12 protein-coding genes are annotated in these 14,613 nt (G+C 46.6%); 6 read left to right on the top strand and 6 right to left on the bottom strand.

Annotated elements, in window-relative coordinates; all coding sequences use genetic code 11:
* Positions 1–436: 436 nt before the first annotated feature.
* Both MKX46_RS20700 and MKX46_RS20705 read right to left on the bottom strand, forming a co-directional pair.
* The gene (locus MKX46_RS20700; protein ID WP_340933863.1) at positions 437–1,267 is read right to left on the bottom strand and encodes an SDR family oxidoreductase; all 831 of its coding nucleotides are present in this window, start codon (positions 1,265–1,267) and stop codon (positions 437–439) included.
* Between the two features lie 46 nt (positions 1,268–1,313).
* The gene (locus MKX46_RS20705) at positions 1,314–2,021 is read right to left on the bottom strand and encodes an SDR family NAD(P)-dependent oxidoreductase (RefSeq protein ID WP_340933864.1); all 708 of its coding nucleotides are present in this window, start codon (positions 2,019–2,021) and stop codon (positions 1,314–1,316) included.
* 59 nt (positions 2,022–2,080) lie between these two features.
* Between MKX46_RS20705 and MKX46_RS20710 the strand changes: the two genes are divergently transcribed.
* Both MKX46_RS20710 and MKX46_RS20715 read left to right on the top strand, forming a co-directional pair.
* Positions 2,081–2,497: a TetR-like C-terminal domain-containing protein gene (locus tag MKX46_RS20710; protein ID WP_341071714.1), complete on the top strand. Its 417-nt coding sequence runs from the start codon at positions 2,081–2,083 to the stop codon at positions 2,495–2,497.
* Between the two features lie 197 nt (positions 2,498–2,694).
* Positions 2,695–2,817, top strand: coding sequence for a hypothetical protein (locus MKX46_RS20715; RefSeq protein ID WP_274386749.1), 123 nt, complete (start codon positions 2,695–2,697; stop codon positions 2,815–2,817).
* 90 nt (positions 2,818–2,907) lie between these two features.
* Here MKX46_RS20715 and MKX46_RS20720 read toward each other — a convergent pair whose 3' ends face one another.
* Positions 2,908–4,260, bottom strand: a complete 1,353-nt coding sequence (locus tag MKX46_RS20720) for an MATE family efflux transporter (RefSeq protein WP_340954442.1) — start codon at positions 4,258–4,260, stop codon at positions 2,908–2,910.
* A gap of 137 nt (positions 4,261–4,397) precedes the next feature.
* On the opposite strand from MKX46_RS20720, the gene MKX46_RS20725 reads away from it, so the two are divergent.
* Positions 4,398–5,078 (top strand): TetR/AcrR family transcriptional regulator, encoded by a 681-nt coding sequence (locus tag MKX46_RS20725; protein WP_039269369.1) that lies wholly within the window; start codon positions 4,398–4,400, stop codon positions 5,076–5,078.
* Positions 5,079–5,195: 117 nt separating this feature from the next.
* On the opposite strand, the gene MKX46_RS20730 is transcribed toward MKX46_RS20725, so the two are convergent.
* Positions 5,196–6,047, bottom strand: coding sequence for an aldo/keto reductase (locus MKX46_RS20730; RefSeq protein ID WP_029514784.1), 852 nt, complete (start codon positions 6,045–6,047; stop codon positions 5,196–5,198).
* 195 nt (positions 6,048–6,242) lie between these two features.
* On the opposite strand from MKX46_RS20730, the gene MKX46_RS20735 reads away from it, so the two are divergent.
* Positions 6,243–6,623: a winged helix-turn-helix transcriptional regulator gene (locus tag MKX46_RS20735; RefSeq protein ID WP_025685981.1), complete on the top strand. Its 381-nt coding sequence runs from the start codon at positions 6,243–6,245 to the stop codon at positions 6,621–6,623.
* Positions 6,624–6,669: 46 nt separating this feature from the next.
* Here the strand turns inward: MKX46_RS20735 and MKX46_RS20740 are convergent, their stop codons facing one another.
* Positions 6,670–7,740, bottom strand: coding sequence for an SDR family oxidoreductase (locus MKX46_RS20740; RefSeq protein ID WP_340931464.1), 1,071 nt, complete (start codon positions 7,738–7,740; stop codon positions 6,670–6,672).
* 482 nt (positions 7,741–8,222) lie between these two features.
* Positions 8,223–8,624, bottom strand: a complete 402-nt coding sequence (locus tag MKX46_RS20745) for a VOC family protein (protein ID WP_029514787.1) — start codon at positions 8,622–8,624, stop codon at positions 8,223–8,225.
* 525 nt (positions 8,625–9,149) lie between these two features.
* Here MKX46_RS20745 and MKX46_RS20750 point away from each other — a divergent pair.
* Together MKX46_RS20750 and MKX46_RS20755 are read left to right on the top strand one after the other, a co-directional pair.
* Complete coding sequence (locus MKX46_RS20750; protein ID WP_341071715.1) at positions 9,150–13,175, top strand: DUF5695 domain-containing protein; 4,026 nt, start codon at positions 9,150–9,152, stop codon at positions 13,173–13,175.
* Positions 13,176–13,309: 134 nt separating this feature from the next.
* Positions 13,310–14,608, top strand: a complete 1,299-nt coding sequence (locus MKX46_RS20755; protein WP_029514790.1) for an alpha-glucosidase/alpha-galactosidase — start codon at positions 13,310–13,312, stop codon at positions 14,606–14,608.
* The last annotated feature ends 5 nt before the right edge of the window (positions 14,609–14,613 follow it).

A 14,613-nucleotide genomic window follows, 5' to 3' on the forward strand; every position in this document is an offset into this window, starting at 1 on the left:
GGAGGAATCCAGCCCCTTATTCTCTTTGCAAAAAAGTGAAATTAAAGAAAGGGCTATCCCGTAAAAGGATTGCCCTTTTTTGAAAGAATGATGAAAAGCTACCGCTTATCGTATGATTATCAAACAGGAAGATCGCGGGTAGTCTCTGATAAGGAGACTATTTTTTTGAGAAATTGCCCTTTCAGCCAACGCGGTGAACCATACCATAAGTGAAGATGAAAAATTTCCTTGTGGGAAGTGACCTAACAATACGATTAGCCAGGATAGTTTGCTGCGAATGAAGGTAACAACACTTAGTGTGGTATGCACTCGTGTTGATCTTGTTTTAATATCCAAACTTCTATTTCATACATGTTGTTGTTAGTCCATGTCTTGCTTCGCTTTTCTCAAGTGCTTTATTAAGCGGTCCATGATCGGTTCTCGGTCTCGTCTCCAATCAGTTGTTGAAGTAGTGAGACTGTTCGAGGTCGAGGATCAGTGCAGGTTGCACAGGCCGCCATCCCAGAAGTTCCTGAGTTGCAACGCTTGATCTCGGGATATCGAGCGCTGCAAGTGTGCTGAGGAAGCCGAAGTGGGTGTCTGCTTCTTCACGTGAAATGCTGACTACAGGCACGTTCAGGTGTTTACCGATAACACTTGCGATGTCGCGAAATGGTACGCCTTCATCTGCGACCCCATTCAGTCGTGAACCGGCGGGTGCCTTTTCTAACGCAAGGCGGTATAGATGTGCGGCGTCAAGGCGGTGCACAGCTGGCCAGCGGTTGGTCCCCCCTTCCACATAGGCTGAGAAGCCCTTCGTTTTGGCAATGTTGATCAGTCTCGGCACAAATCCTGTGTCACCCTCACCGTGTACCGAAGGACAAAGCTCTACGATTGATGTCCGCACTCCGCGCTCAGCCAGCAATAACGCTACGTTTTCTGCTGTCACTCCATTGGCGTGCGTGGTGATCACGAATGGCTTACCAGACCCTTCCAGCGCCGCCCCCATCGCTTCAACGGCGTGCAGATCTGCTGTGAGTGCCCTGGCGAAGTTCGAGAAGTCGTGATTGAATGCCAGATGAATAATGCCATCCGCAGCAGCCGCACCACTACGAAGGCTGTCGAGATCGTCGATGTCACCGCGGTGCACTTCAGCCCCGACCTCTTTTAGTTTCGCAGCGCTATTGTCTGAGCGCACAAGACCGACGACTTGATGACCCGCATCCATGAGTTCGCGGACGACAGCGGAACCGATGTAACCTGTTGCTCCTGTTACGAAAACACGCATCATGAAATCCCCCTTAAGCTTCTAACTATTGTTGTATAAATTATAATTACCACGCGATGGGTCCATCCTCATCTGAAAACGTTCCTGTTGGAGCGTCCGCACCAATCATCGCAAGCCGGACTGCTTCACGCGACCCTTGTTCAACACTACGAGTGCCAGCAAAATTATTGAGCGCAGTCGATGTAAAACCTGGACATGCCGCATTGACCTTGATGTTTGTCGATTCAAGCGCAAAGGCAAAGGCAAGAGTCACCGCATGAACAGCCGATTTTGACGCCGAATAGGCCCCAAACATCGCACGATGTGAGTTTCCTGGAATGGAGTTCCAGCTAAGAGAGCCGCCGGTGCTGCCCATGTTGACGATGCGTGCTGCCGGAGCCTCACGTAAAAGTGGTAACATGGCCTGGGTGACAGCAATGACACCAAAAACATTAGTTTCATAAACCGAACGAATGTCTTCGAGCGAAGCAACGGTCAAAAGACCGCTCGTCGCGCCAATGCTCGGAAACGGATCGCCCGGTTTACCTGCGTGTGATATGGCCGCATTGTTCACAAGTACATCGAGATGACCAAATTCGTTCCGAATACGCTCTGCTGCAGCAACAATGGAGTCCTGATCGGTAACGTCGAGCTGGAGAGCGTGCGCATCCGAACCGATGCTTTTGGAAGCAGTTTCTCCATTTTCGAGGCTGCGTGATCCGATGAGCACGGTGAAGCCGTGTTCCGCTAGATCCTTCGCAATTTGTAAACCTATTCCTTTATTGGCACCGGTGGTCTTCCAAGGCGGAGTTAGTCCGAGACGCCTTGGCCTGGATGAATCGGAATCATCTTAAGCTCGAAAGCTTGCCTGATACAGGAACCTTGCGCGAAGATCTCCTCGTGCTTTTGAAGCCGCAATCGATCGCGGAAGAAGAACGCAAATTTCGAGTCCTAGCGGGCCTAGGCTCCTTTTTGCAGCATCCGGAATTTGCCGAAGCAGGAACAGTCGGGATTTTCGAGCCATGGGTTGTTGTGAACCGTGAGCTTATGAACCGAGCCGTCGTCCGCGGTGAAATTCCCGCTCACGCAGACATTGAGATGGCTTGCCAGGTCATTACTTCAATGGCTTCTTTTCGCGGACTCATCCAGCGCAAACCGTTCGACAAGCCTTTCTTCACAGCGCTAATCGATGGCATTCTGCTGCCTGCACTCAAAAACCCGCAAACAGCTCCAAATATCATGGACCGATGATGGCCAGGCGCTTACCAGAAGAATCTACAAGGTGGATCAATCACAGAAATGATTCAACTAACGGGAAACGATATTTGAATTTAGAACAGGGAGCACACTGCCGTGGCAAATGCTCCCTCTTTCATGGAAGTAACGGGCAGTACAGGTTAATACAGTAGCGTTGAAAAATGAAATATAAGGGATTAGGAGGCACGGATTTGCTCGTCTCGAAGTTTGCGCTGGGAACGATGATCTTCAGAGGTAAGAACTTTCCGATGAGTGTGGCGATGGGGGCGCTGAATAAGCAAGATCGTGTAGGTAGGGGGCATTTTCCTTTTTAAAATGACAATTGCCCTATTCCCCGTCCATATACCTAAAAAAGGCAGGGTCGGGGAGTGTCCTATCCTGCCTTCTTGGGTGTTATATGTTTTCTACTGTACTAACTTATCCAATTCTGGCTGCAATTTGGTCCGCAAAACATACAACATGATGGCACCAACAAGGAATGCGACCGCATCCGCAATGACAAGCGACCAGACCACCCCGTGGAAGCCGTTCATTTGATTGGCGATAAACAACACAGGAATCAGAGTAATTCCTTGAATAATTGACATAATAAACGCGGCAGTTCCTTGTGCTGATGCTTGGAAGATCCCGGTAAACAATGTGGTCATTCCTGTAATGAACAAGGATAGGAATGTCACATGTAGAATGTAGCTGCCCATTCCAATTAATTGCGAGTCATTTGTAAATAAACCAATTAAGTGGTCGGAAATCAAATAGACGATGATGCCAAATACGACTGCTAACGCCACAATCACTTTGATCGTAAATCCAATGGTATTCTTCATGCGTAATTTATTCGCTGTGAATGAGAAGGCAATCAACGGCACGACTCCCTCGCATAAGCCCATCAGAATAAACTCAGGAAATTGCAATAAACGTGATGAAATTCCGTAAGCCGCTACTGCCTGATCCCCGTATTCGACAAGAAAATGGTTAAAGATGAGCGACATTGCACCCAAAAAGATACTCATAATAAAGACAGGAACTCCGATTTTGAATACATTGCTCAGAATGTCCTTGGTAGCCTTGAACCATTTTACGGAGACGGTTAAGAATTGGCTCTTATATCCCATATGGAAGGCGTAGAATGCACTCGCAACCAAGTTAGAAATGACCGTAGCAGACGCAACGCCGATCACATCCCAATGGAGCACGAAGATGACTAACGCGTCGAGAATAATATTTATAACAACACTGAGAATCATACCGATCATCGACGTGATTGCTGCGCCCTCCGAACGCACGATATTCTCCAGTGTGAAGAATAATACGACGAATGGTGAGCCAATAAGCATAATCGTGACATAGTCCTTCGTGAATCCGAAGGAGTCAGACGTTGCTCCCAGGCCATGAACGATTGGATTGATCAACGGGAGACCCACGGCCATCACGATAAGACCGAGAACTAAACTGCTGTAAAAGGCAAATGAAGACACATGCTTTACCTCATCATATTTTTTCTCTCCTAGCAAACGGGAGATGAATGTACCGCTACCCATGCCAATCAAATTGCCTAGCGCCATAATGATTGCGAATAACGGCAGGGTCAGTGCGAGTACGGTTAACATGGCAGTATTGTGAAGTGTACCAAGGAAATAGGCATTCAAGATGGAATAAATGACACTCATTGACGTGCCTAGCATCATTGGTATAGCGAAGTGAGCTACGGCTTTTGCGACCGGTGCTTTTTCAAAGTAATGGAGGTTTTCTGCATCCATGCGGATCACTACTTTCTCTATTTATTTTGCCTTCCAGTCTAACATTGTTAGGTTGTGCCTTACAGTGTTAGATGGTATCATGAACCAATGAACCTGTAAAGCATAAACTTACACTGTTAGATAAAAGGGCGGATGACATGAAAAAGCAGCAACCTCAGATTTCGGAGGATAAGATTTTGGAAACCTCGTGGGAGCTTCTTGGAGAGGAGGGCATCGAGAAATTAAGCATGAGACGATTGGCCGACAGGTTAGGGATTCAGGCTCCCTCTCTGTACTGGTACTTCAAGAGCAAACAGCATCTCTACCAGCGTCTGGCCAACCAGGTATCGAAAATGATTCTGGAAGAGTTCCACTCCGAGGGGGAATGGAAGGAGCAGCTGACGGGGCTTGCGGTAACGGTACGGAACGTGCTCAGCCGATATCCCTGCTCCACGCAGCTCATGATGATGACGCTGCCCCACGAACCGGACATCATCCGGTTCACCAACCGTATGCTGCTCTGCGTGGAATCGACGCCGCTTGAGCAAGAGCAGAAAATGCAAGTGGTTACTACGCTTGTGAACTATGTCTTCTATTTCGTTCTAGACGATTATCAGCATGAGCGCAATGTCTCCGCTATCTTTAAGGACCAGAAAGCGCATCCGGGTGAGGAGATGATTCGCCTTCTGGACTCCATGAGCGAGACGGATGTGGGACTGTTTCGGAGGATGTTCACGAACGGGCTGTTCAATCTGATGGGAACCGACGGGGCGTTTGAGTTCGGCTTGAAGCTGATTCTGTTGGGGATTGAGCAGGTGATAAAGGAGCAGGAGAAGTAGTATGTAAAAACCGCCCATCCGGTTATTGGATGGGCGGTTTCAATTAGGTTTACGTTTACCCTAAATTGTTGGTTCTTTTGGCGTAATTAAAACCTACGGGGATCTTTTGAAAGAGGGTTAGATATCGAGTTTACGGGTACTGATCCATTTCACCATGTCAGGATCGCGATGTGAAAAGAACAGGCTCTGTTTCGTATCTAACGTAGTAATCGACTCCATATCCTCCTGGCTTAACTCGAAGTCAAAGATATCGAAGTTTTTGATAATTCTCTCTTTACGAACAGACTTTGGAATCACAACAACTTCTCTTTGTGCCAACCAGCGTAAAACCACCTGAGCAACGGATTTATTATATTTTTCAGCTATGGATACCAATATTTCATGCTGGAACAAGTTGTTTTTCCCTTCAGCAAAAGGCGCCCAGGATTCGATCTGAACATTATTCTCTTTCATAAATTTTGCATTTTCAATTTGCTGGTTGAATGGGTGAGTTTCAACCTGATTTACGGCAGGAACTACTTCATTATGAATAATCAAATCGATCAGGCGATCCTCATGGAAGTTACTAACGCCGATTGCACGGACCTTTCCATCACGATACAATTCCTCCATAGCGCGCCAAGAACCAAACACATCTCCATATGGCTGGTGAATTAAATACAAATCCAAATAATCCAACTGCAATCTTTCCAGTGATTTTTCAAATGCCTTTTTTGTACGCTCATAACCAGTATCCTGAACCCAAAGTTTCGTAGTGATAAATAACTCCTCTCTTGCCACGCCACTACGTTTGATCGCTCTGCCAACTGCTTCTTCATTTAGATAAGAGGCAGCGGTATCAATCAGCCGATAGCCTGCCATAATAGCGTCATAAACGCTTTGTTCACATTCATTTGCATCTTGGATCTGATAAACACCAAAACCGAGTATAGGCATCTCAATCCCATTGTTCAAAGTTACTTTTTGCATATAAAATCCTTAGTATTAGGGAAATACTTTTACGGAATGTAAGCAAAACTTAATTTAATTCGGGGTTCAACTAACGGGCAGGATAGCCTAATAATTTGGTTGTCGTTATAATGTTTAATAGGGACATTTAATATCTCCAATTCATCAGGAGTTACCAATGACCTGTTTCGAAATATTCGAAAAGGGGCAAGTTGTGTGAAAAAGACTGAAAAAATTTACAACACCGCAGTTGAGGCAACTTTAGAGGTAATTGGTGGGAAATGGAAACCTGTTATTCTCTTTCATTTGACATTCGGTAAGAAACGTAATAATGAATTTAAGAGCTTGATTCCCGCAATTACTCAAAAGATGTTAACGCAGCACCTTCGGGAGCTTGAAGAAGAGGGCGTCATCTTACGTATTTCTTATAATCAGGTACCACCTAGAGTTGAGTATGAGTTGACAGACTACGGCTGGAGTCTAAAGGAACTCCTACATCTGATGTGCCGTTGGGGGGATTCGCATATAGAGAGAAAGTACGAGGGAAAGGCTACTGTTCTGGCTAATCCAATGCTTACAGACGTGAATAACAGTTAAGAAACCGACCCAATACAAGGTCGGCTTTCTTATTTTATACGGTAGTTTACGGGATGACTTTACGCTTGCGGAAGTCGTTGAAGATGTTCATAAACATTGCTTCGGTATCGACGAATTCGTGAAAGCCTAAACGACGAGCCTTAGTTCCGTCGGCAAAAAAATCGTAATCCCATGCAAACACGAAATCGCCGAATAGCCAAGAGGAAACCTCTTTATAGGAATTCCGAGCAAGACCATGCTTCTCAACCATTTTGTTCCAAAGCTGCTCCTTGTCCTCCATGACAACGTCCAGAGACATTTGCAACGGAGGGGCTGTTTCCATACCAAAGTATTGAGCGATCTTCGGCCATAACTCATTCCAACGGAACAGATCGCCGTTCGTAATGTTGAATGCCTGATTCGCACAGCGCTCGTCGGTCGCCGCCCATACTGTTGCCTTTGCGAGAAGCCCAGCGTCTGTCATCTCCAAGAGGCTGTTGTAAGCTCCTGACTTACCTGGAAACCGCAAAGGTATTCCAAGTTCCTTCGAAATTGAAGCGTAAATCGCTATGACCATTGCGAGGTTCATCGGATTTCCAAGCGAGAAGCCGCAGACTACAGAAGGACGGAGTGCAGACCAAGTCCAAGCCTTACCTTTTTGCCGTTGTTCTAAAAAATCTTGCTGATCAATATTGAACTCAGGAGGCATGTGGTTAGCGTCTGTCTCACGAGCAGGAGTTTTGAACGGGCCGAGATGTGCGCCGTATACCTTATATCCCTGCATCAGACTGACATGTTTCAAGCCCGGCGCGATTGGTTCGATCACTTCTACGATGTTCACTAACATGGCGAGGTTCGGTGGAACAAGTTCAGCCCAAGTTTGACGGTCTTGGTAAGCAGCATAAAAAATGTGTGTTACCCCAGTTAAATCGCTTAACTTCTCGTGAAGATCGTCTATATTGAGTAGATCCGCAGCCACATATCGAACATGGTTGCTAGATTCTCCACCGCGACGCGATACACCGATCACGTCCCAATCAGGAAGAGAGATGAGGTGATCAATGAGGTTGCGACCGATAACACCATTCGCACCTACGACCAAGGCGACTTTGCGTGTTGTTGTAGATTCATTATTCATAGTGTTTCAGCTCCCTCTGTACTATTCTTTCTTTGTACAACATTATTTTGCATCAACTAACCATACATAGGAAGTACGCACATTAAAGTGACATAAGCACTTTAAAGTAATCGAGGTATATTCAGACGAAAAGAAGGCAGTCAACTCTCTCTTTGCTTTCTTAATCATTATGGTAGATGGGATACTCGGCGCTAGCTTTCAAAGGTAGTTTAAGTTAACGGAAGACGATAGTTCAAATAATATAGACTGCTGGCATGATTCGGCAGTCTATTCAGCTAACGGGCAGGTTAGTTCAAATATGCGTTAATATTGATTATTTATGTAAGACCAATAAATTAATACGGGCTAACCCAGGTGATTTGTATAAGTTTAACCCACGAATTTTTCCTTCTAAGCAACCATTTTGATTTGAATTACTGATATGAGATTATAAGGGTGTAAAAAACGCCGGTCACCTTAAGCAGGTGACCGGCGTTTTCATATTAGCGTTTCGGCATTTTGCTCTCATCCATGTACAGCAGGTTCCAGCGGTGACCATCCAGGTCGGCAAATCCTGCGCCGTACATCCAGCCGTCAATTTCACTCGGCTTGCCAAAGATGTTTCCTCCGGCAAACTCTACTTTTTGAATAAAGGCATCTACTTCTTCTCTGCTTTCAGCGCCAATGGAAAATATTACTTCTGCGGTATTGGAAGTATCTGCGGTTTTTGAACCTGTGAATTGCTCAAACGCCGCATCCGGGAACAGCAGAATCGTTGTTTGGCCTATGGCAAGCTTGGATCTCTCGTTACCAACGCTCACCGCATGGAATCCAATCTCATTGAAAAAGGCAGTTGACCTCTCAACATCTTTGACCGGCAGGTTAATCCAGATATCCTGTGACATGGCTGTAGCCTCCTGGAATATTTTTTCAACTACTCCTACTATACTCTACTTCTGGCAGCAGAAGCGAATCTTATAAAAGAAACTGCAAGGTATGACATTCCTGTCATGCATTCTGCGGTTTCCTTAGTAAACTTATTTACTTCTCTGTTCCAGCATCGTCTCCGTCAAGGTATCGATCTAGCCAAGAAATGGATTTCGCATCAAAGTAGAAATGCGTTTTGTAATCCAGTCTATAGATAAGCACCCTCAGCGCGAAACATATAATTACTGAAATTAAATTTTTGGGACTAAAGTAGAATTAAAACATTGAACTAACGAGAAACGATAGTTCAATGATAAAGTGGTGGTCTCGAAAGGTTGAAATCCTATAAAAATCGGTTGAAAATGTTGATTTCACCAGTGGACAAGGATTTGTACAATAGAGTTGTAACGCTTACATTTCCAAGGAGGTTGCGGCGAAATGAAGAGACTTCAGGTGATTGGCAAGCAAATCAGGACCCCGAAATCCAAAAGGAGGCCGTGTTGATGAAATTTAAGGGAATATTGGCGGCGTTTTTATTTTTAACCACAGCGTCTGTGTTGTTTGGAGTGCATACGGCAGAGGCCCATGAACTATCCAATGACAAGCTGACGATTCAGACAGGCGAGCATGGCGAAATTTCATCCATACGTATCAAGGGAGATGCTTTTCCGACAGAGTATGTCATGAACGCAACGGTAACACCTGAACAGAACACCGCAGATCATCAGTGGCTAGGGGAGCTGATGTTCACGTATCGATTGGATGGAGGCAGCTGGACGAAAGCATGGACGAACAAGTCGGCAGACGCACGCAAGATCACAACCAGTGGTAACCGTGTCACTGTCACGTACGAGAACTCTACTAATGCAGAAGGCATACGCAATTTTAAAGTCATCGAAACGTATTCGGCAGAGTCGAATGGTTCGGTGTTGTGGAATATACAGGTACAGAATACAAGTGGGAAAAAATTGGAGATTGGCGATTTCGGTTTGCCTCTGCCTTTCAATGAGCAATGGACTAATGGTGATGCGATCTACGAAACTAGAGTGGTGACGCATTCCTTTGTCGGCAATAACAGCTCCTATATTACAGCTGGGCGTCCCAGCGGCATTGGCTCTTCCCTTTTGCTGATTCCTGATTCGACAACAGGTGCGGGTTTTGAATATCAGGATCACTGGCGGGATGAGGAGCATCCGGGCAGCAAATGGGCCTGGAATCCGGCCAACGAAGGTAAATGGCTGGAAGGGCTGAATGTATTTTATATTCATTCCAATGTCATCAAGTCCACTAACCGGGGCTATTTGCCCAATACAAGCCTGATCCTGAATCCCGGTCAAAGCAAAAACTATGGCTTCAAGTTTCTGGCTGTGAAGGACGAGCATGATGTAAAAGATACGTTGTACCAAGAAAACTTGGTGGATACAACAGTCGTACCCGGCATGATCGTGCCTACGAATCAAAAGGCGAAGGTGGACCTGCGCTCCAAGCAGGCGATCAGCAAAGTAACCTATCCCGACGGAACCGTTATTCCAGAGACGGATAGCAAGGCTGGAGGACACCACATTTATGAATTGAAATTTACTAAGCTGGGACCGAACTTCATCACGGTAGAATACGGCAACGGTAATAAAACGGTGTTACAGTTCTATGCCATCGAGCCGATTGATCAAGCACTGCAACGGCACGCTACATTTATGGTCGACAAAACCCAATGGAATGTACCGGGTGATCTGCGCGACAAGGTATTTGACGATTGGATGATGCATACCAAATCCAAACGGAACATTTTCAACGGCTATTGGGGCTGGGGAGACGATTGGGGTCTGACGCATGGACAGTTCCTGGCTGAGAAAAACACACTGTCTCCGGTCGCCAAAGAGGTGCGGGCAGTAGACGATTATTTGGAAACGGCGATCTGGACGAATCTGATGAGCGGACACCATGAGGATTATTTAATTCATGATTTCTTGATGCCAGAGCCGAATGATACACCGACCTATCGAGGGTATGCGTATCCGCATGTATACAACACGTATTTCAGCATGTACAAGATTGCCAAGGAATACCCGGATCTTGTTACTTACAAGCATCCAAAGGAAACGTATTTGCTGCGGGCGTATAACATTTTCAAAGCATTGTATGAAGGGCCAGTCGCGTACAACTGGGAAACAGGTTTGATGGGCGAACTGACCACACCGGATATTATTCAGGCACTTCATGATGAAGGCTATGATGATGAAGCGAATGATCTTAAGGAAAAAATGGATCGTAAATATAACAATTTTAAAAATACAAAGTATCCTTATGGTTCTGAATATAGCTATGACAATACAGGGGAAGAAGCTGTATATACGTTAGCCAAGCAGAATATAGATACAGAGGGCGAGCAAAGTAAAGCCCTGGAAATGATGGGTAAAATCAATGCCAAAACCCGTGCGGCACGCGGTCACATGCCTGTATGGTACTACTACACCGATCCGGTGACGATTACCGGGGAGAACTGGTTTAACTTCCAGTACACGACTTCGCTTGCTGGATATGCGATGGATGACTGGATTCGCCATCATGAGGACAATCACCGTGAGGAACAACAACGGTTGTCCTATGCAGCTAAAATTGCCAATGTCGGAGCGATTAACTCCGGGCAAATCAGCTCGGACCCTGAAAACATCGGGGCGGTCGCATGGACGTATCAAGCGGAAAAAGGCAATAACGGCACGAACGGCACTGGCGGCGGTAAAAATGTTTCGCTCTTTAACGGCTGGCGCGGCATGAGTGGTGAGGCTGATCTCGGATTGTTCGGTGCGCTCAAAACCTTAAGCGCTGATATCGCGATGGATCCGATTTTTGGATTGACAGGCTATGGTGCAGAGGTGAGCAAAAGTGGCAACGTGTATACGATCAAGCCGCTGGACGGTTTGTTCAAGCGAATCAATCTGATTACGGAAAAGATGTATATCGAGCTGGAAAAGGATCAGTATACAGAAGCCAAGCTGGCAACTTCCAAGGATTATGTATGGCTTCAGTTGAAAAATCAAACGCCAGGCCAAGCTCATTCCACGTACATTACATTTGACGGTTTGAAGAAAGGAACGTATTTGGTTAAAGTAGGCGGTCAATCACAAGGGAAGTTTAATGCATATGCGCCTTCCAACAAGCTTAAATTGGAGATTGGTACAGCATCCTCCTACACGGTAGAGCTGACACCAACCACACCTGATCCGAACAAGGCACCTGTTGTAGACGCTGGCAAAGATTCGAAGGTGAAGCTGCCGGATCAAATTATTTTGAAAGGCACAGCTACGGATGATGGACTTCCGCAAGGAAAGGTGACGAGCGAGTGGAGTCTGGTCGAAGGACCACAGGACGCGAAGGTCACATTCAGCAGCAAAACATCGCTTCGCACGAAGGTGGACGTTTCCGAGCCAGGAACGTATGTGTTCAAGCTGACAGCCAGCGATTCTCAGTTGTCAGCGGAGGCTAAAGTAACGGTGGTAGCTGAACCGGCCGCTCCGTTACTTGAACAGCTTGCCGTTTACAAGTTTGATGAAACCAGCGGTTCTGTAGTTGCGGATTCTTCGGACAGTGGCAATGATGCTGCCGTGAAGGGAACGGCTGCATGGGCTGCGGGTAAAACAGGCAATGCTGTCAGCCTGAACGGCAAGGACAGCTACGTGCAGCTTCCGGCGGGTATTGTCAGTCGTGCACAGCAATTGACCGTATCCGGGTGGGTCAAAGCGAACAGCCTGAGCGATTATGTACGGATTTTTGACTTCGGCTCCGGGACGAATGAATATATGTTCCTGACGCCTAAAGCAGGAAATACCATGCTGTTTGCCATTACCAATCAAGGCAACGGGCAGGGACAGGAGCAGACGATTGAAGGCCCTGTACTGCCGACAGGCGTATGGAAGCATGTTGCGGTCACGCTTTCAGGTTCCACAGGTATTTTATACGTGGATGGAAAAGAAGTGGGACGCAATACCAACTTGACCCTGAATCCTACCAGTCTGGGACAGACCAAAAATAATTTTATCGGCAAATCTCAATACCCTGATCCTTATTTCAATGGTCTGGTGGATGAATTCCGGATCTACAGCCGTGCTTTGAATGCTTCTGAGGTAGCAGGTTTGGTCTCCGGTACAGCACAAAGCCTAACGGGAGTCGAGAAAATTACGGCTTTAAAAGAAGTAAACGTGACGACTCGTACGGGTGAAAAACCCGAACTGCCAAGCGTAGTGGAAGCTACGTATGGCGAAGGCTCCACTAAATGGGTGGCTGTGGAATGGGAGGATATAGACCCTGCACAATATGCTGCTCCAGGTTCGTTTGAGTTGAAGGGCAAAGTAGAAGGGACAGAGTTAAAGGCAATGGCGAAGGTAACCGTGATTGAGGCAGGGGCTGCGGTTCCATCGGTAACACCGGTTGGCCCGGAGAATTCAGTAACCCCGCCAACTACGACATCCCCGGTAACATCTGCCTTACCGCCTCGACCTGTCAGCTCCGCTAAATCAGCGGGGGTATTCTGAATGGGCGGCAACAACGCATAGTCATGACTAATTTTTCCCATCGTCACTTTCCTCCTATAAAGGGGAGAGTGGCGGTGGGTATCCTTGCATTTGGAGTGCAAAGCTGCGAACAAAATGTGAATGGGGGATAAAGTATGAGCAAGATTACATTTCTGGGTGCAGGCAGTACGGTATTTGCTAAAAATGTGCTTGGCGATTGTATGTTGACGCCTGCTTTGCAGGGCTTTGAACTAGCGTTGTTCGATATTGACCCAGTAAGGCTGAAAGATTCAGAAAATATTTTATCCAATTTGAAAAAAACAACAGGGAGCACCTGTGTGATCCGCTCCTACACTGACCGCAAGGAAGCACTGCGTGGAGCAACTTATGTGGTAAATGCCATCCAGGTGGGTGGCTATGATCCGTGTACAATTACGGATTTTGAAATTCCCAAAAAATACGGTCTGCGCCAAACGATTGCCGATACGGTCGGCATTGGTGGCATTTTCCGCAATTTACGCACGATTCCGGTAATGCTCGATTTTGCGGCAGACGTGCGTGAGGTGTGCCCGGATGCTTGGTTTCTCAACTACACCAATCCGATGGCAGTGCTGACGAATGTAATGAACGTTTATGGCGGTGTCCGTACGGTAGGGCTGTGTCATAGCGTGCAGGCGTGTATACCGGAGCTGTTCAAAAGCCTTGGGCTGGAGCAGGAAGGTGTAAAGGCAAAAATCGCAGGCATCAATCATATGGCGTGGCTGCTCGAAGTGAGCAAGGATGGTGTAGATTTATATCCTGAGATTAAAAAACGAGCCGCCGCTAAACAGCAGGAAAAGCATCATGATATGGTACGCTTTGAAATGATGCTAAAATTCGGCTATTACATTACAGAATCGTCCGAGCATAATGCGGAATATCATCCGTATTTTATCAAACGGGCATACCCTGAGCTGATCGAGCGCTTCAATATTCCTTTGGATGAATACCCGCGCCGCTGTGTGAACCAGATTGCACGATGGGAAACGATGCGTGAGGAGCTTTTGGGCGATCAGGATTTGCGTCATGAACGGTCAAACGAGTATGCCTCTTATATATTTGAGGCGATCGAAACGAATCAGCCTTTTGCCATTGGTGGCAATGTGATGAACACAGGCTTAATTACCAATCTGCCGAAGGAAGCCTGTGTAGAGGTACCTTGTCTGGTGAATCGTAACGGGGTTACGCCAACCTTTGTCGGGGATTTGCCACCCCAATGTGCTGCACTGAACCGGACGAATATTAATACCCAGCTGTTAACGATTGAAGCTGCAATCACCGGGAAAAAGGAGCACATTTATCATGCTGCTATGTTGGACCCGCACACGTCCGCAGAGCTGTCCATAGATGATATCGTTTCTCTGTGTGATGACCTGATCGCAGCGCACGGGGAATGGCTCCCACCCTATGTGTAAGGGAG

The organism is Paenibacillus sp. FSL P4-0113 (assembly GCF_038009305.1).
Classification (GTDB): domain Bacteria; phylum Bacillota; class Bacilli; order Paenibacillales; family Paenibacillaceae; genus Paenibacillus; species Paenibacillus polymyxa_D.

What these genes read in the sequence shown, in the direction of transcription:
- MKX46_RS20745 (WP_029514787.1), bottom strand. Translation starts at nt 8,624, where the DNA reads ATGTCACAGGATATCTGGATTAACCTGCCGGTCAAAGATGTTGAGAGG.
- MKX46_RS20730 (WP_029514784.1), bottom strand. Translation starts at nt 6,047, where the DNA reads ATGCAAAAAGTAACTTTGAACAATGGGATTGAGATGCCTATACTCGGT.
- MKX46_RS20720 (WP_340954442.1), bottom strand. Translation starts at nt 4,260, where the DNA reads ATGGATGCAGAAAACCTCCATTACTTTGAAAAAGCACCGGTCGCAAAA.
- MKX46_RS20740 (WP_340931464.1), bottom strand. Translation starts at nt 7,740, where the DNA reads ATGAATAATGAATCTACAACAACACGCAAAGTCGCCTTGGTCGTAGGT.
- MKX46_RS20700 (WP_340933863.1), bottom strand. Translation starts at nt 1,267, where the DNA reads ATGCGTGTTTTCGTAACAGGAGCAACAGGTTACATCGGTTCCGCTGTC.
- MKX46_RS20755 (WP_029514790.1), top strand. Translation starts at nt 13,310, where the DNA reads ATGAGCAAGATTACATTTCTGGGTGCAGGCAGTACGGTATTTGCTAAA.
- MKX46_RS20710 (WP_341071714.1), top strand. Translation starts at nt 2,081, where the DNA reads ATGAATCGGAATCATCTTAAGCTCGAAAGCTTGCCTGATACAGGAACC.
- MKX46_RS20750 (WP_341071715.1), top strand. Translation starts at nt 9,150, where the DNA reads ATGAAATTTAAGGGAATATTGGCGGCGTTTTTATTTTTAACCACAGCG.
- MKX46_RS20725 (WP_039269369.1), top strand. Translation starts at nt 4,398, where the DNA reads ATGAAAAAGCAGCAACCTCAGATTTCGGAGGATAAGATTTTGGAAACC.